This window comes from Agromyces lapidis (assembly GCF_009749405.1).
Lineage (GTDB): Bacteria > Actinomycetota > Actinomycetes > Actinomycetales > Microbacteriaceae > Agromyces > Agromyces lapidis.
Genome location: NZ_WBIQ01000006.1, coordinates 67,586 through 91,169, shown reverse-complemented (window position 1 = coordinate 91,169; position 23,584 = coordinate 67,586). Strand labels below are relative to the sequence as shown.

Below are 23,584 nucleotides of genomic sequence, written 5' to 3'. Positions count from 1 at the left end.
CGGATGGCGTCGCCGACGGGATGGCTCAGAACACGAATCCCTCGGGGAACGGGTCGTCGTCGTCGAGCAGGTACTGGCCGAGGCCGGTCACCCACGCGCGGCCCGTGATCGTCGGGACGACGGCGGGGATGCCGCCGACCTCGGTCTCGCGGACGAGGCGCCCCGTGAACTCGGTGCCGATGAACGACTCGTTGACGAAGTCGGTGTCGAGGGCGAGCTCGCCGCGGGCGAAGAGCTCGGCCATGCGCGCGCTCGTGCCGGTGCCGCAGGGCGATCGGTCGAACCAGCCGGGGTGGATCGCCATGGCATGCCGGGAGCGGACGGCGTCCGAGCCGGGCGCGATGAACTCGACGTGGTGCACGTGGTTCGCGCCGGCGATCACCGGATGCTGCGGCGGCGCCTGCGTGTTGATCGCGTCCATGATCGCGAGCCCCGCCCTGAGGATCTCGTCCTGGCGCGAGCGGTCGAACGGCAGCCCGACCGCCTCGAGCTCGACGAGGGCGTAGAAGTTGCCGCCGAAGGCGATCGAGTACGGCACCTCGCCGTAGCCCGGCACCTCGATCGAGGCATCCAGCCGCTCGGCGAAGCTCGGCACGTTCTCGATCGTGACGTGCTTCGCTCGGCCGCCCTCGACCGCGACGCGCGCGATGACGAGGCCGGCGGGCACGTCGAGCCGGATCTCGGTGACCGGTTCGGTCACCTCGACCATGCCCGTCTCGACGAGCACCGTCGCGACGCCGATCGTGCCGTGTCCGCACATCGGCAGGAAGCCGCTCGCCTCGATGAACACGACGCCCCAGTCGGCGTCGTCGCGCGCGGGCGGCTGCAGCAGCGCGCCCGACATCGACGCGTGGCCGCGGGGCTCGTTCATGAGGAGGCCCCGCAGCCCGTCGAGGTGTTCCATGGCGTACAGGCGACGGTCGTTCATGGTCGCGCCGGGGATCCGGCCGACCCCGCCGGTGACGACGCGGGTCGGCATGCCCTCGGTATGGGAGTCGACGGCGGACAGAACCCGGCGCGCGCGCATCAGGCGAGCACCGGCTGCCGTGCCGCGAGCGCAGCGAGGGCACGCTCGGTGTCGGCGGTGACCTGCGCGTGCTGCTCGGCCGAGAGCGGGCCGCGCGGCGGGCGGGTCGGCCCGCCGTACGAGTTGCCGCAGATGTCCATCGAGAGCTTGATGGCCTGCACGAACTCGGTGCGCGAATCCCAGCGGAAGACGGCGACGAGCTGCTCGTAGAGCGCCTTCGCCTCGTGCCACTTGCCGTCGGCGCAGAGGTTGTAGAGCTCGACGGCCTCCTTCGGGAAGGCGTTGGGGTAGCCGGCGAACCAGCCGACGGCGCCGTTCACCATGAGCTCGAAGAGCACGTCATCGGCACCGGCGATGACGTCGATGTCGCACAGCTCCTTGATCTCGTAGACCCGGCGGACATCGCCCGAGAACTCCTTGATCGCGACGACCTCGGGGATCTCGGCGAGCTTCGCGACGAGCGAGGGCACGAGGTCGACCTTGGTGTCGAAGGGGTTGTTGTAGGCCATGATCGGCAGCCCGACCTTCGCGACCTCCTGGTAGTGCGCGATGACCTCGGCCTCGTTGGCCCGGTAGAGCGTCGGCGGCAGCAGGAGCACGCCGTCGGCGCCGTCCTCCTGCGAGATCTCGGCCCACTTGCGCGCCTGGTGGCTGCCGACGCCGTGGACGCCCGCGATCACGATGCCGCGGCCGTCGACCGCCTCGACGGCGACCTGGATCACCTTGCGGCGCTCCTCGTCGGTGAGCGAGGAGTACTCGCCGAGCGAGCCGTTCGGGCCGACGCCGCGGCAGCCGTTCGACATGAGGAAGTCGACGTGCTCGCCGAACTTGTCGTAGTCGACGGCGAGCCCGGCGGGCGCTGCGGCGTCCTCGCGGAAGGCGAGGGTGGTGGCGACGACGACACCGCCCAGGTCCATGTTCTTCTCGGTCATCGGGGTTTCCATCCTGTCGGTCTCGATGCGGGTCTGGTGGGTCTCGGGGCGTCGACGGGACATCCTCGACCTCAAGTAATGTGTAATATATCACGCACTACGAGGAGTTGTGCGGTTTCTTGTCAATTCTCCCCGCACGTCGGCCGATCCGCGCCGCCGAGTTCACCGAGCCGCACCGGAGCGAGCAACGGCCGGCGTTCGAAGCCGAGGTCTCCGCCGCCCGGCGCCGCGGAATCCGAACCGTCGACCGCCTGCCCCGCCGCGGTGACCCCGGTCGCCGACACGCGAGCCTCGGCGACGATCGCCTCGACCGCGCGCCCGCAGGTACGCGCCTGGCAGGGCCCGAGCCCGGCCCGCGTGGCGAGGCGCATCGCCCGCAGCGGCACCTCGGCACGTTCGACGATCGCGCGCTTCGCGACCGCCTCGCAGCGGCAGATGATCGTGTCGTCGTCGAGCCACGCCGTCCAGCCCGGCCGGATGCCGTGCGCCGTCTCGAGTCGCCGCGCGAAGCGGCGCATCCGATCGCGCACGCGGAGTGCGGCGTGCAGCCGCTCGTCGTCCTGCGCGAGCCCGGCCGCACGATAGCCTGCGATCGCGCCCTCGGCGAGCGCGGCGTCGGCGCCGCCGATGCCCGTCACCTCGCCGGCGGCGAAGACCCGCGGCTGCGTCGTGCGCTGCCCGTCGTCGACGACGACGAAACGCCCGCGCCGATCGCCGGTCACCTCGCAGCCGAGCATGACGGCGGCCTCGAGCCGCGGCGTGAACCCGTGCCCGAGCGCGACGGCGTCGCACTCGATGACGCGCTCGGTGCCGGGCCGCGGCCGCCAGTCGGCATCGAGCTGCGCGACGACCGCGCCCTCGACCCGCTCGTCTCCGAGCACGCGCACGACCCCGCTGCCGATGCGGTACGGGATGCGGTGGCGCGCGAGCGCGCCCGCGTACTGCGCGAGCTCGGCCGACTTGCCGAGGAGCTGCCACGGCTTCGGCAGCCAGCCGCCGGCGAGTGCGCCGATGCGGGATGCCTCGTGCACGCCGACGACCGTCGAGCCGACGAGCGCCAGCGACTGGGCGACGGGCAGCAGGAACGGCCCCGCGCCGGCCACGAGGGTGCGCCGCCCGACGGAGACGCCGTCGCGCTTCGCCAGGGCCTGGGCCGCGCCGGCGGTGGTCACCCCTGGCAGCGTCCATCCCGGAATCGGCAGCGCGAGGTCGTGGGCGCCCGTCGCGATGACGAGCGCATCGGCCTCGACGACGACCGCCTCGCGGCGGGCACCGTCGGCCGGGCCGACTGCGGCGCGGAGTACCACGGCGCCGCCCCTCTCGCCGGGCTCGCGGAGCTCGACCGACCACACGGCGGCGCCCGAATGCACCACGGCGCCGGCGAGCGCCGACTGCAGCTGCTCGAACCGGCGCACCCCGTGCTGCATGCGCGGATCGGTCAGACCGGGACGGTGGCGCCAGAACTGCCCGCCCGGGCGAGCCCCCTCGTCGAGCACGGTGACCTGCGCGCCCGCCGCGAGCGCGGCCTCGGCTGCGGCGAGTCCCGCGGGCCCGGCGCCGAGGACGGCGACGCGGGTCATCCGCGCACCTCGCGTTCGACGCGGTCGCCGTGGACGGCCTCCCGTTGGCAGGCGCGCACGCCCTCGACGCCGTTGACCGTGACGAGGCAGTCGTGGCAGACCCCGATGCCGCAGAACACGCCGCGCTCGCCCTGCTGGGCGCCGCGCCAGGCGACCCGGCCCGAGCCCAGCAGCACGCCCGCGATCGTCTGGCCCGCGCGCCCGGCGACGGTCTCGCCCTCGACGAGGATCTCGACGGAGCCGTGCGCGCCGGACGAGCCGTGCGCGCCGGACGAGCCGTGCGCGGCGGTCGCGCCGCGCGCCCCGCTCACGCGGCCACCCCGATCCCCGGGCGCCCGGGCAGGAACGGCACGGGGTCGAGCGACGTCGGTGCGCCGAGCACGGCGTGGGCGACGAGCTCGGCCGTCGCCGGGGCGAGACCGATGCCGGCGCCCTCGTGACCGGTGGCATGGAACAGGCCGCCGACGCGCGGGTCCTCGCCGATCACGGGCAGATGGTCGGGGGCGTACGGGCGGAACCCGAAGTAGCTGCGCAGCAGGATGGTCTCCTCGAGGAAGGGGAAGAGGCGGGTCGCCTTGGCCGCGATCGCGCGCACCGGGTCGACCCCGGGGTGCTCGTCGAAGCCCACGCGTTCCCGGCTCGACCCGATGAGCACGGTGCCGCCGGGGGTCGATTCGACGACGGTCGAGGTCTGCAACGCGGCATCCCCCGAACCGACGGCGCCGACGTAATCGGCGTCGTAGACCTTGTGGAAGACCCGCTGGGGCATCGGGGTCGTCACGAGGATGACGCCGCGGCGCGGTCGGATGTCGAGCGGCGCACCGAGACGGCGGCCGAGCTCGCCCGCCCAGGGACCGGCGCAGTTGACGACGGCGTCGACCTCGATCGCCCCGGCCGTCGTCTCGATCGCCGCGATGCGCCCGGCCTCCGCACGGGAGCCGGTCACTTCGGCGACGACGAGGCGGGCGCCATGCCGGACGGCCGCGGCGGCGAGCGCCTGGGTCGTGTTCGAGGGCTGCAACTGGGCGTCGTCGGGGTAGTGGATCGCGAGGGCGACCTCGGGCGAGAGGTGCGGCTCGGCCGCGAGCAGCCGCTCGGCGTCGAGCTCCTCCGCCCGGATGCCGATGCCCCGCTGGGCCGCCGCGAAGCGCCGGAGCGCCTCCTCGCCGCCGGGGAACGCCACCACCACGCCGCCCTTCGCCTCAAACTCGGTCTCGGGCTGGCCGCCGGTGCGCTCGGCGTCGAGCCGATCTGCCAGCGCGCGCCAGCGTGCGTTGGAGTGGATGGCGAGGTCGGCCTCGGGCCCCGGCGCCTTGTCGCTGACGAGGAGGTTGCCCTCGCATCGGCTCGAGGTCTCTGCGGCGATGCCCACCCGGTCGACGAGCACCACCTCGGCGCCCCGCTCGGCGAGTTCGAGGGCGCACGCTGCGCCGACGACGCCCGCCCCGATCACTGCGATCCGCATCGCTGTCCTTCCGTGCTCTTCCGTCTCAGGATCCCAGATACGCCTCGACGACGCGGGCGTCGCGGGCGAGCTCCGCGGCGGGCCCCGAGAGCGTGGTGCTCCCCGTCTCGACGACGTAGGCGCGGTGCGCGATCTTCAGCGCCGCCCGCGCGTTCTGCTCGACGAGCAGCACGGTCGTGCCCTGCGCGTTGATCGCGGCGACGATCTCCATGACCTGCTTGACGACGAGCGGGGCGAGCCCCATCGAGGGCTCGTCGAGCAGCAGCAGCTTCGGTCCCCCGACGATGGCGCGGCCGATGGCGACCATCTGCTGCTCGCCGCCCGACAGCGTGCCGCCCTGCTGCCTGCGACGCTCGGCGAGTCGGGGCATGAGCTCGTAGACGCGCTCGATGCGTTCGTCGACGGCGCGGCGGTCGCGCACCGTGTAGCCGCCGAGCAGCAGGTTCTCGTGCACCGTCATGGTCGAGAAGATGCGCCGGCCCTCGGGCACGTGGATGAGCCCCGAGGCGACGATGTCCCACGGCTTGGCGGTCGCGAGGTCCATGCCGTCCCACGTCACCCGGCCGGACTTCGGCCGGACGAGCCCGGACAGGAGGTTCATGGTGGTCGACTTGCCGGCGCCGTTGTTGCCGAGCAGGCACACGATCTCACCCTCGCCCACGGTGAAGCTCAGCTTGCGCAGGGCGTGCACCCGGCCGTAGTAGACCTCGACATCGGCCACTTCGAGGGTCGTCATCGTACGTCGCCTTCCTGATCTGCGCGGGTTCCCGGCAGCGGTGTGGATGCCCCGCCCGCCCCGTCTCCGATGGCCGCCGCGATGGCGTCGGCCGAGACGGCGCCCGTCCGCAGGCGCGTGTCGTCGACGGCCGCGCCGTCGTCGTCGACGCCGAGATAGGCCTCGATGACGAGCGGGTCGGCCTTGATCTCCTCTGGGGTGCCGTCGGCGATCTCGCGGCCGTAGTTGAGCACGACGATCCGCTCGGCGAGCTCCATCACCATGCCCATGTCGTGCTCGATCAGGACGACGGCGACCCCGAGGTCCCTGACCTTCCTGATGAGCGCCATGAGCGCCTGCTTCTCGTTGAAGTTGAGGCCGGCCGCCGGCTCGTCGAGGAGGAGCAGCTTCGGGCTCGTCGCGAGCGCCCGGGCGATCTCGACCCGACGCTGCTCGCCGTAGGGCAGCTGCCCGACGTAGAGCTCCTCGTCGTCGTCGAAGCCGACGAAGTCGAGCCAGCCGCGCGCCTCGCGGGCGCACGCGGCCTCGGCGCGGCGGTACCCGGGGGTGTGGAGCAGGGTCGACCAGAATCCCTCGCGCAGGTTCGCGTGCATCGCCGTCTTGACGTTGTCGAGCACCGACAGCTCGCGGAACAGGCGCAGGTTCTGGAAGGTGCGGGCCATCCCCCACTTCGTGACCCGCGAGGGCAGCACCCGGTAGAAGCCGAAGCTCTGCAGGAGGTGCACGAGTCGCAGCGAGTGCCACAGCCGCGGCACCTCGCGCACGATGCTCCGTCCCTGGAACACCACCGAGCCCGACGTCGGCAGGTAGAACCCCGAGATGCAGTTGAACGCGCTCGTCTTGCCGGCGCCGTTCGGCCCGATGACGGCGAGGATCTCGCCCTCGCGGACCTCGAAGCTCAATCCGTCGACGGCCTTCACGCCGCCGAATCGCAGGGTGAGATCGGTGACCTCGAGCAACGCGCTCATCCGCGCCTCCCCTCTTCCGCGTCGGTCGCCGGCAGTCCGTCGACCGACTCCATGACGCTCGGTTCGACGGCGTCGCCGCCCGTGCTCGCGGCCTCGTCGACCGCGCCGATCGCCGCGGTGAACGGCGGCGGCTGCGGTCGTCGCTTCTTGAGCCACGGCAGCACGGCCGTCGCGGGCCAGAGCCCGGCCGGACGGAACAGCATGACCACGACGAGCAGCACGCCGAAGATGAGGTAGCGCCATTCGGCGAAGTCGCGCAGCAGCTCGGGGGCGAGCGACACGAAGAGCGCGCCGATGATGACGCCGGGGGTCGAGCCCATGCCGCCGAGCACGACGGCCATGAGGATGAGCGTCGAGTAGAGGAACTGGAAGCTGTTCGGGCTGATCGCCGAGAGGTGGGTCGCCATGAGCTGCCCCGCCATGCCCGCCCAGACGGCGCCGATGATGTAGGCCGAGATCTTCGCGACGTAGGTGTTGATGCCCATCGCCTCGGCGGCGTCCTCGTCGTCGCGCACCGCCTTCCACGCCCGGCCGAGCTTGCCCTTGCCGAGCCGCCCCGCGCCGATCACGCCGACCACGATGACGACGAGGGCGACGAAGTAGTAGAACACCACGCGCTCGGGGAACTCGATGCCGCCGATCGTGAAGCCGTCGGCGAAGCTCCATCCGAAGAACTCCCAGGTGGGGATGCCGTGGATGCCCGAGGGGCCGCCGGTCACCTCGAGGTTGTTCGCCGTGATGCGGATGATCTCGCCGAAGCCGAGCGTCACGATCGCGAGGTAGTCGCTGCGCAGTCGCAGCGTCGGAGCACCGATGATGATGCCGGCGAGGATGCACGCGAGGATCGTGGCGGGCAGCGCGAGCCACATCGGGAATCCGAGCACCGTCGTGAAGATGCCCGAGACGTAGGCCCCGACGGCGAAGAACGCGATGTACCCGAGGTCGAGCAGCCCGGCGTACCCGACGACGACGTTGAGGCCCATGCACAGCATGACGTAGATGAGCGCGCTCGTCGCGATCGAGATCGTGTACCGCGAGGCGTCGACGAAGGGGAGGATCGCGACGAGCACGACGCAGAGCGCACCGAGGGCGCGCATGAAGCCGCGTTGCGAGTCGAGGATGCCGCGGGGTGCCGCGGGGCGGTCGAACAGGGGCGCCGGGGCGCGCAGCGGCGCGTGCTTCAGCGCGGCGGCGAGATCGCGGGCCACGTCACATCCTCTCGACGACACGGGCACCGAGCAGGCCCGTCGGTTTGAAGGTCAGGAAGAGGATGAGGAACGCGAACGAGAACACGTCGCGCCACTCCCCGCCGAACCAGGCGGCGCCGAAGGACTCGAGCAGGCCGAGCAGCAGCCCGCCGAGCATGGCGCCGTAGAGATTGCCGATGCCGCCGATGACGGCGGCCGTGAAGGCCTTCAACCCGATGATGAAGCCCATCAGGAAGTCGATCGACCCGTAGTACGCCCCGGCCATGACACCGGCGGCGCCCGCGAGCGCCGAACCGATGAAGAAGACCGTCGAGATCACGCGGTCGACGTTCACGCCCATGAGCTGCGCGCCCTGCGGGTCGAGGGCGATCGCGCGCATCGCGCGACCCTGGCGGGTGCGTTCGACGATGTGCGCGAGCACGAGCATGAGGGCGGCGGCGATGATGACGAGCACGAGCTGCGAGGCGGTCACGCGGACGCCGGCCACCTCGAACCCGCTCGACTCGAGCCGGATCGGGAACGCCTCGGGGTTCGGACCGAAGATCTGGCGCACGCCGTACTCGAGGGTGAACGAGACGCCGATCGCGGTGATCAGCACCGCGAGGCGCGGACTCCGCCGCAACGGCCGGTAGGCGATCCGTTCGATGCCGACGCCGATGAGCCCGGTCGTGACCATCGAGAGCAGCAGCACGACGAGCAGCAGCGGGATGGACGTCTCGTTGGAGATGCCGAACGAGCTGAGGGTGAAGAACCCGACGAAGGCGCCGAGCATGTAGATGTCGCCGTGGGCGAAGTTCAGCAGCTTGATGATTCCGTAGACCATGCTGTAGCCGAGCGCGACGAGCGCGTAGAACGACCCGACGATGATCCCGTTCCAGATGAGTTGCATCACGGTGGTGCGGCTCCTTCCGAGGGCCGGTGCGGGGTGCGGGCTTCTGGCCCGCACCCCGTCGGTTCATCCCTGGAGGTCGTCCTTCAGGACGAATGCGCCGGTCGCCGGGTCGATCGAGACGATCACGAAGCCGCCGCCCGAGAGCGTGTGGCTCTCGGTGAAGGTGAGGGGGCCGGCGAAGGTCTCGAATCCGTCGAGGCCCTCGAGCGCCGCGACGACGTCGTCGAACTCGGTGCTGCCCGCGTCCTCGATCGCCTGGGCCATGACGCGCACGGCGTCGTAGGACTGCGTCGAGTACGGGCCGGGAGCGGCGCCCGCGAGCTCGGTGTAGTCGGCGATCCAGTCGTCGGCGCCCTCGATCATGTCGGGCGTCTGCGTGAAGGTGCCGACGACGTTGTCGGTGTAGCCGTCTCCGGCGATCTCGGCGAACTTCGCGTCGACCGAGCCGTCGCCCACGAGGAACGCTCCGGCGAAGCCGGCGTCGCTCGACTGGCGGGCGATGAGTCCGCCCTCCTGGTAGTAGCCGGTCCAGTAGATGAGCTGGGGCTGTTCATCGGCGAGCTGGGTGGCGACGGCCGAGTAGTCGTTCTCGCCGGGGGTGACGGTCGCCTCGAAGGCGACGTCGAGGCCGGCATCGGCGGCCTGCTCGACGAAGGATGCCGCGAGGTCGGCCGAGTACGCGGTCGCGTCGTCGATCGCGGCGACGCTCGTGGCGCCGATCTGCTCGGCGTACTGCACCGCGGCCGCTGCCTGCTGGGTGCCGGTGCCGTTGATGAGGAAGACGCCGGGAAGCCCCTCCTCCACGAGCGAGTTGGCGTTCGCGGCCGGGATCACCATGGGGATCCCCGCCTCGTCGAAGATCGGGAGCGTGGGAAGGGTGGCTCCCGAGCAGTACCCGCCGACCGAGGCGACGATGCCGTCGGTGACGAGCTTGTTGGCTCCGGCCACGGCGGTCGTGGCGTCGCAGGCGTCGTCTTCGACGACGAGCTGGAGTTCGCGACCGAGCACGCCGCCGTCGGCGTTGATCTCGTCGACGGCGAGCTGGGCGCCGTTCTCCATGTAGGCGCCGAAGGCCGACTCGCTGCCCGAGAACGGGGCGAGCATGCCGAAGCTGATCGGGCCGTCGGCGTCGCCGCCTCCGCCGCCGTCGCCGCCGAGGCCGCCTGAGCAGCCGGCGGTGACGAGGATCAGGCTCGCGGCGGCGGCGAGTTGCAGGGTGCGCGTGCGGCGCCGGGTTCCGTGGGACATGGGCTCTCCTCTGATGCGTCGATGCATGATCAGAATGCGCGTCACGTGTGACATGTCACTCTGCGATACGTGACATATTACTGCTCGGCGGGCGCCTCGCAAGCGCCGCGACCCAACCGTTATCGAAGCGGTTCGCCGCGGGTGCCGGGCGTCAGCCCGTCAGCCCTCGTCCTGACCGCTCCAGAGCCCGGCGACGTGGCCGACGTGGCGGCGCATCAGGTCTTCGGCGGCGACGCCGTCGCCCGCCACGAGCAGTCGCACGAGCTCGGTGTGCTCGAGCGAGGAGGCCACGAGCGCATCGCTCTCGGCCAGGTTCACGAGCCCGACGAGACGCGTCTGCTGCCGCAACTCGCTCACGAGCCGAACGAGGTGCCGGTTTCCGGTGAGCTCGAGCAGGGTGAGGTGGAACGCCGTGTCGGCCTCGAGGTAGTCCTCGAACCGGCCCTCACGGCCCGCGGCGACGATCTCGGCCGCGAGTTCTTCGAGCCGCGCGACCGTCGCGTCGGGCAGGTTTCCTGCGAGCCGACGCATCGGCGGGGCCTCGAGCAGCGCCCGTACCTCGCCGAGCTCCCTGAGCTCGTCGAGCGAGATCTCGGTCACGCGGAAGCCGCGGTTGCGGATCGGGCTCAGGAACCCGCGCCGGGCGAGGTTCAGCATCGCCTCGCGCACGGGCGTCGCGCTGACCCCGAACTCGGCGGCGAGCGTCGGCACCGTGAGCACGGCCCCCGGTGCGAACTCGCCCGCCACGATCCGCGAGGACAGCGTACGCTCGACCTGTTCGCGCAGGCTCTGCACCTCGAGCAACCGCATCGGCTCGGGGCTCACGGGGTACCGATCTGGCGAGATATCATGCGGCACATCGTACTCCAGTCAGCCGTCCGAACCGGCGAACCCGGCCGACGTCATCCCGCGTCGCACCGGCGATCGGCGGGGTGCCCCGTGGGATGATTGGCGCACGGGCCGCCCCCCGCGCGCGACCCCGAGGAAGGCCGCCATGCCGATCGAGTTCGCGCATTCCCGACGATCCACCGTCGGCCTCGAATGGGAGATCGCGATCGTGGACCGCGCGACCGGCGAACTCGCCTCGATCGGCGATCGGGTGCTCGAGCTGCTCGATGCGGGCAGCCCCGGCGGCAAGCACCCCTCGATCACCTCCGAGCTCTTGACGAACACCGTCGAACTGGTGAGCGGGGTGCACACGACGATCGCGGGCGCGGTGCGCGACCTCGAACAGCAGCTCGCCGAGGTGCGCGCGGTCATCGACGGGCTCGGCGACTACGACCTCATCTGCAGCGGATCGCACCCGTTCAGCCAGTGGTACGACCAGCACCTCACCGACAAGCCCAGGTACCACAAGCTCATCGAGCGCACCCGCTGGTGGGGCCGCAACATGATGATCTGGGGTGTGCACGTGCACGTCGGCCTCGAGCACCGCGACAAGGCGCTGCCGGTCCTCGACGGGCTGCTCGCCTACCTTCCTCATCTGCAGGCGCTCAGCGCCTCGAGTCCGTTCTGGGCCGGTGTCGACACCGGCTACGCCTCGAACCGCGCGCTCATGTTCCAGCAGCTGCCCACGGCTGGACTGCCCTACCCGCTCGCCGACTGGGCGGCGTACGAGCGCTACGTCGGCGACCTCGTGCGCACCGGCGTCATCGAGGACCACAGCGAGGTCCGTTGGGACATCCGCCCCTCGCCTCGCTGGGGCACCGTCGAGGTGCGCGTCTGCGACGGCGTGTCGACCGCGGCCGAGATCGCCGCGATCGGCGCACTCGTGCAGTGCCTCGTCGAGTGGATGTCGACGCGCCTCGACGACGGCGAGACGCTCACCGTGCTGCAGCCCTGGTACGTGCGCGAGAACAAGTGGCGCGCGGCGCGATACGGGCTCGCCGCCGAGGTCATCACGGATGTCTCGGGCACCGAGAAACCCGTCGCCGACGACCTGCGGGAGCTCCTCACGACCCTCGCCCCGGTCGCTGAACGGCTCGGCTGCGCAGTCGAGCTCCAGGGCGTACGGGCGACCCTCGACTCGGGCGCGAGCGCTCAGCGCCAGCTCGACGTCGCCAACGCCGCGGGCGGCGACCTCAGGGCCGTCGTCGCGCATCTCGCCCGTGAGCTGCGCGAGGGGGTCGCGCCGCACGGCGACCACGGAGCATCCGCCGGCTGAACACGGCGCCGCGCGCACCCGACCCGGGCGGGCTCAGCCGGTCAGCGGCCGCCGAGCAGCTTCTGCATCGCCGCCAGGTCGGCCTCGCTCGGCGCGTCCTTCTTGGCGCCGCCGAGGCCGAAGCCCGAGCCCGAGGCCGCCTGCCCCTGGCCCGCCGGCGTCACGCCGGACGCGATGGCCTGGTTCTCGGCCGCGCGCTTCGCGGGGTTGCCCGAGCGCGAACCGCCCGACTTCTTCTTCGCCTTCGCGGCCTGGCGCTTGCCGCCGCCGTAGCCGCCGGCGCCCGGGATCGGGCCCATGCCGGGGATCTGCGGCACGCCGCCGCGGGCGACGGTCTTCATCATCTTCGCGGCCTGCTCGAAGCGCTGCACGAGCTGGTTCACGTCGGTGACCGTCATGCCGGAGCCCTTCGCGATACGCAGGCGCCGCGAGCCGTTCAGGAGCTTCGTGTTCTTGCGCTCGGCCGGGGTCATCGACTGGATGATCGCCTCGGTGCGCACGATCTCGCGCTCGTCGAAGTTCTCGAGCTGCTGCTTCATGCCGCCCGCGCCCGGCAGCATGCCGAGCATCTTCTTGATCGAGCCCGCGCCGCGCAGCTGCTGCATCTGCGCGAGGAAGTCGTCGAGGGTGAACTGCTCGGTCGCGAGCTTCTCGGCGACCTTCAGCGCCTCTTCTTCGTCGAAGGCCTGCTGGGCCTGCTCGATGAGCGTGAGGATGTCGCCGAGGTCGAGGATGCGGCTCGCCATGCGGTCGGGGTGGAACGGCTCGAAGTCGTCGAGGCCCTCACCGGTCGACGCGAAGATGATGGGCCGGCCCGTCACCGAGGCCACCGAGAGCGCGGCACCGCCGCGCGCGTCGCCGTCGAGCTTCGAGAGCACGACGCCGGTGAAGTCGACGCCCTCCTGGAACGCCTTCGCGGTCGTGACCGCGTCTTGACCGATCATCGCGTCGATGACGAAGAGCACTTCGTCGGGGTTCGTCGCCTTGCGGATGTTCGAGGCCTGCTTCATCATCTCGGCGTCGACGCCGAGACGGCCGGCCGTGTCGATGATGACGACGTCGTGCTGCGCGCGACGCGCCTGCTCGACGCCGGCCTTCGCGACCTTCACGGGGTCGCCGACGCCGTTGCCCGGCTCGGGCGCGAATACCGGCACGCCGGCCTGCGCGCCGACGACCTGCAGCTGGTTGACCGCGTTCGGGCGCTGCAGGTCGCTCGCGACGAGCAGCGGCGTGTGCCCCTCTTTCGCGAGGTGCTTCGCGAGCTTGCCCGCGAGGGTCGTCTTGCCGGCGCCCTGGAGGCCCGCGAGCATGATCACCGTCGGCGGGTTCTTCGCGAACTGCAGGCGGCGCTGCTGGCCGCCGAGGATCGCGACGAGCTCCTCGTTGACGATCTGCACGACCTGCTGGGCCGGGTTCAGCGCCTTGTTGACCTCGTCGCCGAGCGCGCGCTCGCGCACGTGCCCGGTGAACTGCTTGACCACGTCGAGCGAGACGTCGGCGTCGAGGAGGGCGCGACGGATCTCGCGCACCGTGCCGTCGACGTCGGAAGCGGAGAGCTTGCCCTTGGTGCGGAGGTTCTTGAAGGTCTCCGCGAGGCGGTCAGACAGGTTTCCGAAGGTAGCCATGGTGCCTTCGATTCTAAGCGAGGTCGGATGCCTCTCCGCTTCGCCGGGGCGAACCGCGCCCCCGGTCTGCGCGCCGCGGCGCGCTCGGGTGCCCGCTCAGCCTTCGAAACGGACGTCGACGATCTCGCGCTCGAGGTCGATCGACGCCACGAGTCGCTCGTCGGTGTCGTCGGGGGCGAGCGCGTACTCGAACTCGGCGAAGGCGTCGCCGGGCTCGTCGGCGTCGGGACGGAGGTCGACGCGCACGAGGCTCAGCGAGCGCAGCGCGTCGACCTGCCGGTCGCCCGAGTCGCGGCCGATCGCCGCCTCGATGTCTTCGGCCTGCTCGAGCTCGGGGTCGAGCACGACGTCGAGGTAGCGCACGATCGGCGAGCTCTTGGTGTCGAGCTGGCTGACGAAGGCCTGACGGAGCTCGTCGTCGACGAGCTCGAGCTCGCCGACGAGCGACGAGGCGACGTCGAGCGACGGCAGCGACACGAGGTCGGCGTCGGCGTCGAGCACGACCTCGACGCGCTGGTCGGCGTACTCGAACGTCTCGGACCAGTAGTCGCCGACGAGGCCGAAGTAGTCGTGTTCGATCGACATGGGATGCTCCTAACCGACGAGTTTCTGCGCGAAGACGTGCGGCGTGAAGCCGGTGAGGTCGCCGATGCCCTCACCCTGACCGATGAGCTTGATCGGCAGGCCCGTCTTCTCCTGCACCGCGAGCACGAAGCCGCCCTTCGCGCTGCCGTCGAGCTTCGTGAGCACGAGTCCGGTCACTCCCCCGTGCTCGATGAACGCCTCGGCCTGGGCGAGCCCGTTCTGGCCCGTCGTCGCGTCGAGCACGAGCAGCACTTCGCTGATCGGGGCCTGCTTCTCGACCACGCGGCGGATCTTGCCGAGCTCGTCCATGAGGCCGCCCTTGGTGTGCAGGCGGCCGGCGGTGTCGATGATCACGATCTCGGTGCCGTCCTGCTTGGCCTTGTCGACCGTCTGGAAGGCGACCGAGGCCGGATCCTGCCCCTCGCGCTCGGGGCGGACGATGCCGACGCCCGCGCGCTCGGCCCAGGTCGCCAGCTGGTCGACGGCCGCCGCGCGGAAGGTGTCGGCCGCACCGACGACGACCGAGCGGTCGTAACTGCGGAGGAAGCGCGCGAACTTGCCGATCGTCGTCGTCTTGCCGACGCCGTTCACGCCGACGACGAGCACGACGGCCGGCCGCTCGGTGAGCTTCAGGGTGGGGTCGTACTTGGCGAGGCGCTCCTCGACGACCTCCCGGAGCATCCGCTGGACGTCCTTCGGGTCGGTGGTCTTGAACCGCTCGACCTGCGCGCGGATCTGCGCGACGATCTCCTCGGTGACCGCTGGCCCGAAGTCGGCCCGGATGAGTGCCGATTCGAGGTCGTCCCAGGTGTCGTCGTCGATCGTCTTCGCTCCGAAGACCCCGCGAAGGGCCGCGCCGAGCGACCAGGATGCGCGTTCTGCCATGCCTCCAGCCTACGGGGGGCGGACGTCTCGGCGGGCGTGCCGCCCGCGGCGGCCGGCCGGTGCGGTGATCCGTAGACTCGGCGCGTGACGTTCCGATTCGTGCTCCCCGAGTCCCGGCCGCTCCTCGGCCCGCCGACGGTCGACGGCACCGGATCGATCGAATGGCAGATCGCGACGCTGCGCGCCGACTACGGCCGCGCCTCGAGACTGCTCATCGGCATCGCGGCCACGCTCGTGCTCGTGATCGCGATCTTCCTCGTGTACGGACTCGTCGGCGCCGTCGGACTCGCGAACCCGTTCGCGGCCGTGACGGCGATCCCCCTCGCCGCGCTCGGCGCCGGCGCGGCCTGGCTGCTGCTCGGTCTGCATCGCAGCGGCCGAAGGCTCTCGGTCGCGCTCGCCGATCGGCTGAGCGCCGCCGTCGGGTCCGGCGGCTCGATCGCCGACGTCGTCCTCGCGCGCACCTTCATCCTCGAGCCGTTCATCGTCTGGCGAATCGCGGCCGCATCGCTCAGCCTCCTGTTCGGGGTTCTGTCGGCGTCGATCGTGTTCAAGCCGATGTCCGCCGGCGATCCGAGTGAGATCGCGCTCACCGCCGCGGCGGCATCGATCGGCGCGCTGCTCATCGTCGTCGGGTGCGGCGTGTTCGGGGGCGTGTTCCGCGTCCACCGCGCACATTCCCGGCGGGACCCCGTCCAGCGTCGCATCCTGGGCGGCTGAGGCCGGCGACTCCTCCGCAGCCGTTACACGGAGGCCGGAGGCTCCGCAAGGGGTTGCCCGCAACCGCACGCTCGGAGGAGTCTCTGGACGTCGGAAGGAGCGCTGATGACCTCCGTGGGGTTCCACGCCTCGCACGAGCAGATGCCCCCCGGTCGGCTGCTCGAGGCCGTGCAACGCGCAGAGCGGGCCGGGTTCACCGCGGCGATGTGCAGCGACCACTTCGCGCCGTGGAGCCTCCGCCAAGGACACTCGGGGTACGCCTGGAGCTGGCTCGGCGCCGCCCTCGAGGCCACCCGGTTCTCGATCGGCGTCGTGACGGCGCCCGGGCAGCGGTACCATCCCGCTGTCGCGGCCCAGAAGATCGCCACCCTCGCCGAGATGTACCCCGGCCGGTTCTGGGCCGCGCTCGGCAGCGGCGAGGCGATCAACGAGCACATCACGGGCGACCGGTGGCCGACGAAGGACGAGCGGGACGCTCGGCTTCTCGAATCGATCGAGGTGATGCGTCGACTGCTCGCGGGCGAGGAGGTGACCGCGGACGGGCTGATCCGCGTCGACCGCGCCCGGCTGTGGAGCCTGCCCGCCGTACCGGCGCCGCTCCTCGCCGCGGCGGTGAGCCCCGACACCGCACGCGCCGCGGCGAGCTGGGCCGACGGCGTGATCACCGTCGATCAGCCGCGCGAGGCGCTGCGAGAGTTCATCGACGCCTATCGCGACGCCGGCGGTCGGGGACCGATCGCCGTGCAGGTGCACCTCAGCTGGGCGAGCACCGACGACGAGGCGCTCGCGATCGCCCACGAGCAATGGCGGCACGGGCTCGTTCCGGCGCACCTCGCCTGGGAGCTCGATCGGCCTGAGGACTTCGACGCCCGAACCGCCGATGCCACCGCCGCCCAGGTGGCTGGGACGCTGCTCGCCTCAGCCGACCCCGCGCGCCACCTCGACCACCTCCTGCGCATCGCCGAACTCGGCGTCGACCGGATCCACCTGCACCATGTCGGCACCGAGCAGACGGCGTTCATCGAGGTCTTCGGCGAGCGCGTCGTGCCCGAACTCGCGGCGGTCTCAGCATGAGGATCACCGACCGGAGCGACCTGTGGTGGAAGACCGCGGTCATCTACTGCCTCGACGTCGAGACCTACATGGACTGGAACGACGACGGCTCCGGCGACTTCGAGGGACTCGCCCATCGGCTCGACCACCTCGCAGAGCTCGGCGTCACCTGCATCTGGCTGATGCCCTTCCAGCCGACCCCCGACCTCGACGACGGGTACGACATCACCGACTTCCTCGGCGTCGATCCCCGCCTCGGCTCGCTCGGCGACGTCGCCGAGTTCACGCGCACGGCGCGTGACCGAGGCATGCGCGTGATCATCGACTTCGTCATGAACCACACCTCGGAGCGGCATCCGTGGTTCACGGCCGCGAGGCGCAGCCGTACCTCGCCGTTCCGCGACTGGTACGTGTGGCGCGACGACCCGCCCAAGCAGGCGCATGCGGTGTTCCCGGGCGAGGAGGACTCGATCTGGGAGCTCGACGAGCGCACCGGCCAGTACTACCTGCACAGCTTCTACCGTCACCAGCCCGACCTGAACATCGCGAACCCCGCCGTCCGCGACGAGATCGCGCGTACGCTCGGCTTCTGGCTGCAACTCGGCATCTCGGGGTTCCGCGTCGACGCCGTCCCATTCCTCATCGAACCGCCCGAGGGCGTCGACATCGGAGATCCGCACGAGTTCCTGCGCGATCTGCGCCGATTCCTGCAGCGGCGTTCGAGCGAGGCCGTACTGCTCGGCGAGGTGAACCTGCCCTACGATCAGCAGCTCGACTACTTCGGCCGCTCCGGGGACGCCGCCGAACTCACCATGCAGTTCGACTTCCTCGGCATGCAGGCCCTCTACCTGTCGCTCGCCCGCGCGGATGCACGCCCGCTCGCCGAGTCACTCGCACAGCGGCCGGTGCTCGAGCCCGAGGCGCAGTGGGCGAACTTCGTGCGCAACCACGACGAGCTCACGCTCGACAAGCTCTCCGAGGTCGAGCGCGCGGAGGTATTCGACGCGTTCGCCCCCGAGGAGTGGATGCGCGTCTACGACCGCGGGATCGTGCGCAGGCTGCCGACGATGCTCGACGGGGACCCCCGTCGCATCCGACTCGTCTACAGCCTGCTCTTCTCGCTGCCCGGCACGCCGGTGCTCTTCTACGGCGAGGAGATCGGCATGGGCGAGAACGGCGCGCAGGTCGGCCGCCAGGCGGTGCGCACGCCCATGCAGTGGAGCGACGAGCGCAACGGCGGATTCTCCCGGGCCGCCCCGTCGAGGCTCGTCGCCTCGCCGCCGAGCGACGGGTACTCACCCGACCACGTCAACGTCGAGGCGCAGATGCACGACCCCGAGTCGCTGCTCTCGTTCATCAGGCGGCTCGCGACTCGATACCGCAGCTCTCCCGAGATCGGCTGGGGCGAGCTCGAGGTACTGGCCACCGAACAGGACCCGGTGCTCGCCCACCGGATCACCGCCGATGTCGGACGGTTCGTCGCGGTGCACAACTTCGCACCGACGCCGACGCTCGTGCACCTCGAGCTCGGGCCGGTCGCGCCGGGCACCGTGCTCTCCGACCTGTTCGCGGCCGACGCTTTCCCGATCGACGAGCGCGGGCGCATCGAGGTGCACCTGGACGCGTACGGGTTCCGCTGGTTCCGGATCGTCGAGCCCGACGACCGCCGGCTCACTTGACCCGCGGATCGCGCGGATCGCCGACGGTTCGTCGGACGCGTCAGCTCGCCTTCGCCTCGCGCTCCTCGCGAACGCGCTGTCCGACGACCGCCGAGACGCCGTCCTGTCGCATCGAGACGCCGTAGAGGGCGTCGGCGATCTCCATGGTGCGCTTCTGGTGGGTGATGACGATCAGCTGGCTCGCGTCGCGCAGGCTCTCGAAGGTCGTGAGCAGGCGCCCGAGGTTGGCGTCGTCGAGCGCGGCCTCCACCTCGTCCATGATGTAGAACGGGCTGGGGCGGGCCTTGAAGATCGCCATGAGCAGCGCGACCGCCGCGAGCGAGCGCTCGCCGCCCGAGAGCAGCGAGAGCCGTTCGATCTTCTTGCCCGCGGGCTTCACGCTCACCTCGATGCCGGTCGTCAGCATGTCGTCGGGGTTCGTCAGCGAGATGCTGCCGGTGCCGCCCGGGAAGAGCACGGGGAACACCTCGGCGAAGGCCGCCTTGGTGTCGTCGAAAGCGCTGCGGAAGATCGTCTCCATCCGCCCGTCGATCTCCTCGATGATCGTGAGCAGGTCCTTGCGGGTGTTCGCGAGATCGGTGAGCTGCTCGCTGAGGAACTGGTGGCGCTGTTCGAGCGCCGCGAACTCCTCGAGCGCGAGGGGGTTCACCCGGCCGAGCTGGGCGAGCTTGCGCTCGGCGCCCGCGAGGCGTCGCTGCTGCTCCTCCTTGCGGTACGGCCGCGGCTCGCCCTCCTCGTCTTCTGCGGGAATGAGCTCGTCGGGGCCGTACTCGGCGATCAGCACCTGCTCGTCGAGGCCGAGCTCCGACTCGGCGCGCTCGACGAGCCCGCCGACGTGCAGCTTCTTCTCGTAGATGCGCAGTTCGAGCCCGTGCACGTCCTCGGTGACCGAGTGCAGGCGCTCCCGCACCGCGGCCTCCTCGCGGCGTACCGCCTGCAGCTCTTCGTTGCGGCTGGAGCGCTCGGCCTCTGCACGGCCGAGGGCGACGCGGGCCTCGGCGACCGAGGCGTCGACGGATTCGAGCGCGGGCGGCAGCGCCTCGGCCACGCGCCGCGCCGCCTCGAGCTGCGCCCGGCGGATCACCGCGCGGCGGGCGGCCTCGACCGCGGCCTGCCGCTCGGCGTCGTACTGCGCCTCCATCGTGCGGATGCGGGCCTCTTCGGCACGCACGCGCTCCTTCGCGGTCTCGAGCCGGAGCTTCGCCTCGACCTCGGCCTCCCTGGCCGATTCGACGGTCGCGAGGGCCGCATCGCGCACCGAGACGTCGAGCACCGGGCGCGGTACGGCGCGGGCGGCTTCGAGCGCGGCCTTCGCCTCGCCCGCCGCCTGCTCGGCCTCGGCGACCCGCTCCTCGGCGTGCGCCGACGTCTGCCGGAGCCGCTCCGAGTCGGCCTCGGCCGCCTCGGCCTGCACCCGGGCGCGGTTCAGCCGTTCGGTGCGCTGCGCGAGCTGCGCGTCGAACTCGCGGAGCGCGGCGAGCGCGCGCTTCGACTGCTCCTTGGCGGCCTCGACGAGCTGTCGCTGCTCGGCGAGCTCCGCACGACTGCGCTCGATCTCGCCGCGCACCTCCTCGAGACGGGCGGCGGCTCGGTCGCGCTCGGCGATGAGTTCGATCCGGCTCTGCTTCCGGCCCGATCCACCGCGCACCACGTAGCGGCCGATGACGGTACCGTCGCGGGTGATCACGGTCGCCGGCTGGGATGCCCCGGCGAGGGCGGGCTCCGCGGCGCGCGCCGCAGCGAGGTCGTCGGCGATGAAGATCTCGGCGAGCAGCCCTCGCACTCCCGGCGGGGCGCTGACGACGGCGGCCGCGGCGGTGAGCCCGTCGAGCGGCGGCGCGGCGACCGGCTCGCCACCGGCTTCGGCGACGGCGAGCGCGACGCGGCCGAGCTCGCCCGACTCGGCGCGGCCGAGCGCGCGGAAGGCGGCGTCGCGGTCGTCGACGAGCACGGCGTCGGCGAGCGAGCCGAGCGCGGCGGCGATCGCGGCCTCGAACCCGGGCTCGACCTGCATCGACTCGGCGAGGAGCCCTCGGACACCCGGGACTTCTGCGGCGACGAGGGCGGCCGAGCCGTCCTTCTGGTCGAGCGCGAGCGAGAGCGCCTGGGTGCGTGCGCTGAGGGCGCCGTGCTCGCGTTCGCGCCCGTGCAGTTCCTCGCGGATACGCTCGATCTCGGCTTCGGCCTCGAACACCGCACCCTGCGCGAGCTCGTACGCCTCGTCGAGATCGGTCTCGGCGGTCTCCTCCATGCCTGCGGCCGCCTCGGCCTCGGCGAGCGCAGCGGCGGCCGATTCGCGGCGGCCCGCAGCAGCGTCGAGCGCGTTGGCGTGGCGCAGCACCTCGCCGCGCACGGCGGCGAGCTTCGAGGCAGCCGAATCGGCCTGCCCCGCGAGCTTCGAGAGCTCGAGGTCGTACGCGGAGACGAGCGCCGACTGCCGCGCGATGCCCTCGTCGACCGAGTCGAGTTCGGCGCGCGTGCGCATGGTCGCCTCGTGCGCGAGATCGAGGGCGGATGCTTCTGCGCCGATGCGGTCGCGGAGCCCGTCGAGTTCGGCGACGGCGCCGTCGATCATCTCGCGGGTCACGCTCGGCGCGGCATCCGATTCGTCTGACGCGCCCTCGAGGAGCGCGATGCGCTGCCGGGCGAGCGAGTCGAGCGAGCGCAGGCGCGACTGCGCCTGCTCGAGCGCGAAGCTCGTCGAACGGGCCCGGTCGACGTCGTCGCCGCCCTGCGCCTCCTCGAGCCGTGTGACCTTGGCCTGATGCTGTTCGAGGCGCTCCTGCAGCACGAGCCGCTCGGAGTGCCGTTCGTGCTCGCTCTTCCCGTGCTCCTCGAGGGCGCGTCGGAGGCCGACGACCTCGTCGGCGAGCAGTCGCGCCTTGGCGTCGCGGACGACGGCGGCGATGGTCGCGGCCTCGCGGGCGACCTCGGCCTGCCGGCCGAGCGGCTTCAGCTGGCGCCGGATCTCGCCGGCGAGGTCGGAGAGGCGTGTGAGGTTCGTCTGCATCGCGTCGAGCTTGCGGAGCGTCTTCTCCTTGCGGCGGCGGTGCTTGAGGATGCCCGCGGCCTCCTCGATGAAGCCCCGACGGTCCTCAGGCGTCGCGCGCAGCACCTGGTCGAGCTGGCCCTGGCCGACGATGACGTGCATCTCCCTGCCGAGGCCCGAGTCGCTGAGCAGCTCCTGCACGTCGAGCAGGCGGCACTGGTCGCCGTTGATCGCGTACTCGCTCGTGCCGTTGCGGAACAGCGTGCGCGAGATCGTGACCTCGCTGTACTCGATCGGGAGGGCGCCGTCGGAGTTGTCGATCGTGAGGCTCACCTCGGCGCGGCCGAGCGGACCCCGCGTGGAGGTGCCTGCGAAGATGACGTCCTCCATCTTGCCGCCGCGGAGGGTCTTCGCTCCCTGCTCGCCCATCACCCAGGCGAGCGCGTCGACGACGTTCGACTTGCCGGAGCCGTTCGGACCGACGATGCACGTCACGCCGGGCTCGAAGGCGAAGGTCGTCGGCTGTGCGAAGGACTTGAAGCCCTTGAGCGTCAGGCTCTTGAGGTACACGTCCTACCCTCCCCTGTGCGCGAGAACGCTGCGGACTACCGTATCCGAGGTTGCGGCCGCCGCCGTGCACGCGCGCCGCGCCCGCGGGGATTCCACGCTTGTCGTCGCCCGCTGCGCTCGGTAGTCTGGGCGGCTGCCCACCCGGCGGCGCATCATCCGGAACCATCCGAGAGGAGCTGCGCATGTCCGTCGAGATCCGCCCGATCACGCTCCCTGAGCGGCTCGGCACGCCCGAGGCCGTCGAGTTCGAGCGCTACGCCGCCCTGGCGACCGACATCGAGGTCGAACGCTGGGGGGACGACCGGTTCGCCGATACGCCCGCCGAGATGCTGTCGATGTACCGCGATGACGACTACGAGATCAGACGGGCGTTCGCCGCCTGGGACGGCGACGCGTGCGTCGGTCGCTCGATCTCCTGGGGCGAGCGCGACGCCGCCGCCGAGAGCGGCATCGTCATCGTCGAGGTCGCCCCCGCCTACCGCCGGCAGGGAATCGGGAGCCGCCTGCTCGAGCTCGCCGAGGGGGTGATCACCGAACTCGGCCGGCACCGCAACACGGGCTGGATCGACTTCCCGCTCGCCGCACTCGAGGCACCCGGCGACCGACTGCACGCGCCCGAGGGCGATGCGTCCCTGCCCGCCGAGCTGCCGGGCGTGCGCTTCGCGCTCCGTCACGGTTACGTGCTCGGCCAGCTCGAACGGGCGAGCGTGCTCGAGATCGCCGCCCGTCGCGACGAGTTCCGGGCCGATTCCGAGCGGCTCGAAGCCGGGGCATCCGACTACCGCACCGTCTCGTGGGTCGACCACGTGCCCGACGCGCTCGTCGAGAGCTATGCCGCTGCCCGTGCGCGCATGGTGCTCGACGTTCCCGCGGGCGGCCTCGACCTCGACCCCGAGATCTGGGACGCCGAACGGGTGCGCGTGCACGAATCGCGGGCGACTCGCGGCGGCCGCAGGCTGCTCGTCGCCGCCGCCGTCGCGCCCGACGGTGCGATCGCCGGCTACACCGAGCTCGAGCTCCCGCCAGGCAAGTCGCTCGCCTACCAATCCGACACGCTCGTGGTCGCAGCGCACCGCGGACACGGGCTCGGCATGCGCGTGAAGCTCGCGAACCTCGTGCGCCTCGCCGAGTTCGCGCCGGAGCGCACCGCGGTCTACACGTGGAACGCCGACGAGAACGAGCATATGCTCGCGATCAACCTCGCACTCGGGTTCGAGCAGCACGGCATGGGCGCCGAGTTCCAGCGCGGCTGAGCCGG

Annotated in this window: 20 protein-coding genes; 5 read left to right on the top strand and 15 right to left on the bottom strand. The window is 71.5% G+C overall.

Going from position 1 to position 23,584, the window contains the following annotated elements; genetic code table 11:
- Positions 1–25: 25 nt before the first annotated feature.
- The 11 genes from GQQ93_RS09480 to GQQ93_RS09430 form a co-directional block, all read right to left on the bottom strand.
- Positions 26–1,027 carry a proline racemase family protein gene (locus GQQ93_RS09480; protein ID WP_157424003.1) on the bottom strand — a complete coding sequence of 334 codons (1,002 nt, stop codon included), beginning with the start codon at positions 1,025–1,027 and terminating at the stop codon, positions 26–28.
- Positions 1,027–1,959, bottom strand: a complete 933-nt coding sequence (locus GQQ93_RS09475) for a dihydrodipicolinate synthase family protein (RefSeq protein WP_157424002.1) — start codon at positions 1,957–1,959, stop codon at positions 1,027–1,029. Before GQQ93_RS09475 ends, GQQ93_RS09480 begins: the two co-directional genes overlap by 1 nt.
- A 122-nt stretch (positions 1,960–2,081) precedes the next feature.
- Positions 2,082–3,539 (bottom strand): FAD-dependent oxidoreductase, encoded by a 1,458-nt coding sequence (locus tag GQQ93_RS09470; RefSeq protein ID WP_157424001.1) that lies wholly within the window; start codon positions 3,537–3,539, stop codon positions 2,082–2,084.
- The gene (locus GQQ93_RS09465) at positions 3,536–3,850 is read right to left on the bottom strand and encodes a 2Fe-2S iron-sulfur cluster-binding protein (RefSeq protein WP_157424000.1); all 315 of its coding nucleotides are present in this window, start codon (positions 3,848–3,850) and stop codon (positions 3,536–3,538) included. The genes GQQ93_RS09470 and GQQ93_RS09465 overlap by 4 nt, the downstream gene beginning before the upstream one ends.
- Positions 3,847–5,004: an NAD(P)/FAD-dependent oxidoreductase gene (locus GQQ93_RS09460; protein ID WP_157423999.1), complete on the bottom strand. Its 1,158-nt coding sequence runs from the start codon at positions 5,002–5,004 to the stop codon at positions 3,847–3,849. The genes GQQ93_RS09465 and GQQ93_RS09460 overlap by 4 nt, the downstream gene beginning before the upstream one ends.
- A gap of 25 nt (positions 5,005–5,029) precedes the next feature.
- Positions 5,030–5,740, bottom strand: a complete 711-nt coding sequence (locus GQQ93_RS09455) for an ABC transporter ATP-binding protein (protein ID WP_157423998.1) — start codon at positions 5,738–5,740, stop codon at positions 5,030–5,032.
- Positions 5,737–6,708, bottom strand: a complete 972-nt coding sequence (locus GQQ93_RS09450) for an ABC transporter ATP-binding protein (protein WP_157423997.1) — start codon at positions 6,706–6,708, stop codon at positions 5,737–5,739. Before GQQ93_RS09450 ends, GQQ93_RS09455 begins: the two co-directional genes overlap by 4 nt.
- Positions 6,705–7,916: a branched-chain amino acid ABC transporter permease gene (locus tag GQQ93_RS09445; protein WP_246192250.1), complete on the bottom strand. Its 1,212-nt coding sequence runs from the start codon at positions 7,914–7,916 to the stop codon at positions 6,705–6,707. Before GQQ93_RS09445 ends, GQQ93_RS09450 begins: the two co-directional genes overlap by 4 nt.
- A gap of 1 nt (position 7,917) precedes the next feature.
- The gene (locus GQQ93_RS09440) at positions 7,918–8,805 is read right to left on the bottom strand and encodes a branched-chain amino acid ABC transporter permease (protein ID WP_212277312.1); all 888 of its coding nucleotides are present in this window, start codon (positions 8,803–8,805) and stop codon (positions 7,918–7,920) included.
- 66 nt (positions 8,806–8,871) lie between these two features.
- Positions 8,872–10,056, bottom strand: coding sequence for a branched-chain amino acid ABC transporter substrate-binding protein (locus tag GQQ93_RS09435; RefSeq protein ID WP_157423995.1), 1,185 nt, complete (start codon positions 10,054–10,056; stop codon positions 8,872–8,874).
- 159 nt (positions 10,057–10,215) lie between these two features.
- Positions 10,216–10,881 carry a GntR family transcriptional regulator gene (locus GQQ93_RS09430; protein ID WP_246192248.1) on the bottom strand — a complete coding sequence of 222 codons (666 nt, stop codon included), beginning with the start codon at positions 10,879–10,881 and terminating at the stop codon, positions 10,216–10,218.
- Positions 10,882–11,050: 169 nt separating this feature from the next.
- Here GQQ93_RS09430 and GQQ93_RS09425 point away from each other — a divergent pair, with 169 nt between their 5' ends.
- Positions 11,051–12,220: a glutamate--cysteine ligase gene (locus GQQ93_RS09425; RefSeq protein ID WP_157423994.1), complete on the top strand. Its 1,170-nt coding sequence runs from the start codon at positions 11,051–11,053 to the stop codon at positions 12,218–12,220.
- A gap of 41 nt (positions 12,221–12,261) precedes the next feature.
- Here the strand turns inward: GQQ93_RS09425 and ffh are convergent, their stop codons facing one another.
- The 3 genes from ffh to ftsY all read right to left on the bottom strand — a co-directional run bounded on the left by ffh (position 12,262) and on the right by ftsY (position 15,315).
- Positions 12,262–13,845, bottom strand: a complete 1,584-nt coding sequence (ffh, locus tag GQQ93_RS09420; RefSeq protein WP_157423993.1) for a signal recognition particle protein — start codon at positions 13,843–13,845, stop codon at positions 12,262–12,264.
- Positions 13,846–13,941: 96 nt separating this feature from the next.
- Positions 13,942–14,430 carry a DUF2004 domain-containing protein gene (locus GQQ93_RS09415; RefSeq protein WP_157423992.1) on the bottom strand — a complete coding sequence of 163 codons (489 nt, stop codon included), beginning with the start codon at positions 14,428–14,430 and terminating at the stop codon, positions 13,942–13,944.
- A 9-nt stretch (positions 14,431–14,439) separates the two neighbouring features.
- Positions 14,440–15,315, bottom strand: coding sequence for a signal recognition particle-docking protein FtsY (gene ftsY, locus GQQ93_RS09410; protein WP_157423991.1), 876 nt, complete (start codon positions 15,313–15,315; stop codon positions 14,440–14,442).
- An 84-nt stretch (positions 15,316–15,399) separates the two neighbouring features.
- On the opposite strand from ftsY, the gene GQQ93_RS09405 reads away from it, so the two are divergent.
- The 3 genes from GQQ93_RS09405 to GQQ93_RS09395 all read left to right on the top strand — a co-directional run bounded on the left by GQQ93_RS09405 (position 15,400) and on the right by GQQ93_RS09395 (position 18,767).
- Positions 15,400–16,035, top strand: coding sequence for a hypothetical protein (locus GQQ93_RS09405; protein WP_157423990.1), 636 nt, complete (start codon positions 15,400–15,402; stop codon positions 16,033–16,035).
- A 105-nt stretch (positions 16,036–16,140) separates the two neighbouring features.
- Positions 16,141–17,109 carry a TIGR03885 family FMN-dependent LLM class oxidoreductase gene (locus GQQ93_RS09400; RefSeq protein WP_157423989.1) on the top strand — a complete coding sequence of 323 codons (969 nt, stop codon included), beginning with the start codon at positions 16,141–16,143 and terminating at the stop codon, positions 17,107–17,109.
- Positions 17,106–18,767: an alpha-amylase family protein gene (locus tag GQQ93_RS09395; protein WP_157423988.1), complete on the top strand. Its 1,662-nt coding sequence runs from the start codon at positions 17,106–17,108 to the stop codon at positions 18,765–18,767. The genes GQQ93_RS09400 and GQQ93_RS09395 overlap by 4 nt, the downstream gene beginning before the upstream one ends.
- A 40-nt stretch (positions 18,768–18,807) precedes the next feature.
- Here the strand turns inward: GQQ93_RS09395 and smc are convergent, their stop codons facing one another.
- Positions 18,808–22,326, bottom strand: a complete 3,519-nt coding sequence (gene smc, locus GQQ93_RS09390; protein WP_157423987.1) for a chromosome segregation protein SMC — start codon at positions 22,324–22,326, stop codon at positions 18,808–18,810.
- A 182-nt stretch (positions 22,327–22,508) separates the two neighbouring features.
- On the opposite strand from smc, the gene GQQ93_RS09385 reads away from it, so the two are divergent.
- Positions 22,509–23,579: a GNAT family N-acetyltransferase gene (locus tag GQQ93_RS09385; RefSeq protein ID WP_157423986.1), complete on the top strand. Its 1,071-nt coding sequence runs from the start codon at positions 22,509–22,511 to the stop codon at positions 23,577–23,579.
- The last annotated feature ends 5 nt before the right edge of the window (positions 23,580–23,584 follow it).

Bases quoted from the DNA above. Each gene is read 5' to 3' on its own strand.
- GQQ93_RS09400 (WP_157423989.1), top strand. From the start codon at position 16,141: ATGACCTCCGTGGGGTTCCACGCCTCGCACGAGCAGATGCCCCCCGGT.
- GQQ93_RS09480 (WP_157424003.1), bottom strand. From the start codon at position 1,027: ATGCGCGCGCGCCGGGTTCTGTCCGCCGTCGACTCCCATACCGAGGGC.
- GQQ93_RS09440 (WP_212277312.1), bottom strand. From the start codon at position 8,805: ATGCAACTCATCTGGAACGGGATCATCGTCGGGTCGTTCTACGCGCTC.
- ffh (WP_157423993.1), bottom strand. From the start codon at position 13,845: ATGGCTACCTTCGGAAACCTGTCTGACCGCCTCGCGGAGACCTTCAAG.
- GQQ93_RS09415 (WP_157423992.1), bottom strand. From the start codon at position 14,430: ATGTCGATCGAACACGACTACTTCGGCCTCGTCGGCGACTACTGGTCC.
- GQQ93_RS09395 (WP_157423988.1), top strand. From the start codon at position 17,106: ATGAGGATCACCGACCGGAGCGACCTGTGGTGGAAGACCGCGGTCATC.
- GQQ93_RS09475 (WP_157424002.1), bottom strand. From the start codon at position 1,959: ATGACCGAGAAGAACATGGACCTGGGCGGTGTCGTCGTCGCCACCACC.
- ftsY (WP_157423991.1), bottom strand. From the start codon at position 15,315: ATGGCAGAACGCGCATCCTGGTCGCTCGGCGCGGCCCTTCGCGGGGTC.
- GQQ93_RS09450 (WP_157423997.1), bottom strand. From the start codon at position 6,708: ATGAGCGCGTTGCTCGAGGTCACCGATCTCACCCTGCGATTCGGCGGC.
- GQQ93_RS09460 (WP_157423999.1), bottom strand. From the start codon at position 5,004: ATGCGGATCGCAGTGATCGGGGCGGGCGTCGTCGGCGCAGCGTGCGCC.
- GQQ93_RS09425 (WP_157423994.1), top strand. From the start codon at position 11,051: ATGCCGATCGAGTTCGCGCATTCCCGACGATCCACCGTCGGCCTCGAA.
- GQQ93_RS09470 (WP_157424001.1), bottom strand. From the start codon at position 3,539: ATGACCCGCGTCGCCGTCCTCGGCGCCGGGCCCGCGGGACTCGCCGCA.
- GQQ93_RS09385 (WP_157423986.1), top strand. From the start codon at position 22,509: ATGTCCGTCGAGATCCGCCCGATCACGCTCCCTGAGCGGCTCGGCACG.
- GQQ93_RS09435 (WP_157423995.1), bottom strand. From the start codon at position 10,056: ATGTCCCACGGAACCCGGCGCCGCACGCGCACCCTGCAACTCGCCGCC.
- GQQ93_RS09455 (WP_157423998.1), bottom strand. From the start codon at position 5,740: ATGACGACCCTCGAAGTGGCCGATGTCGAGGTCTACTACGGCCGGGTG.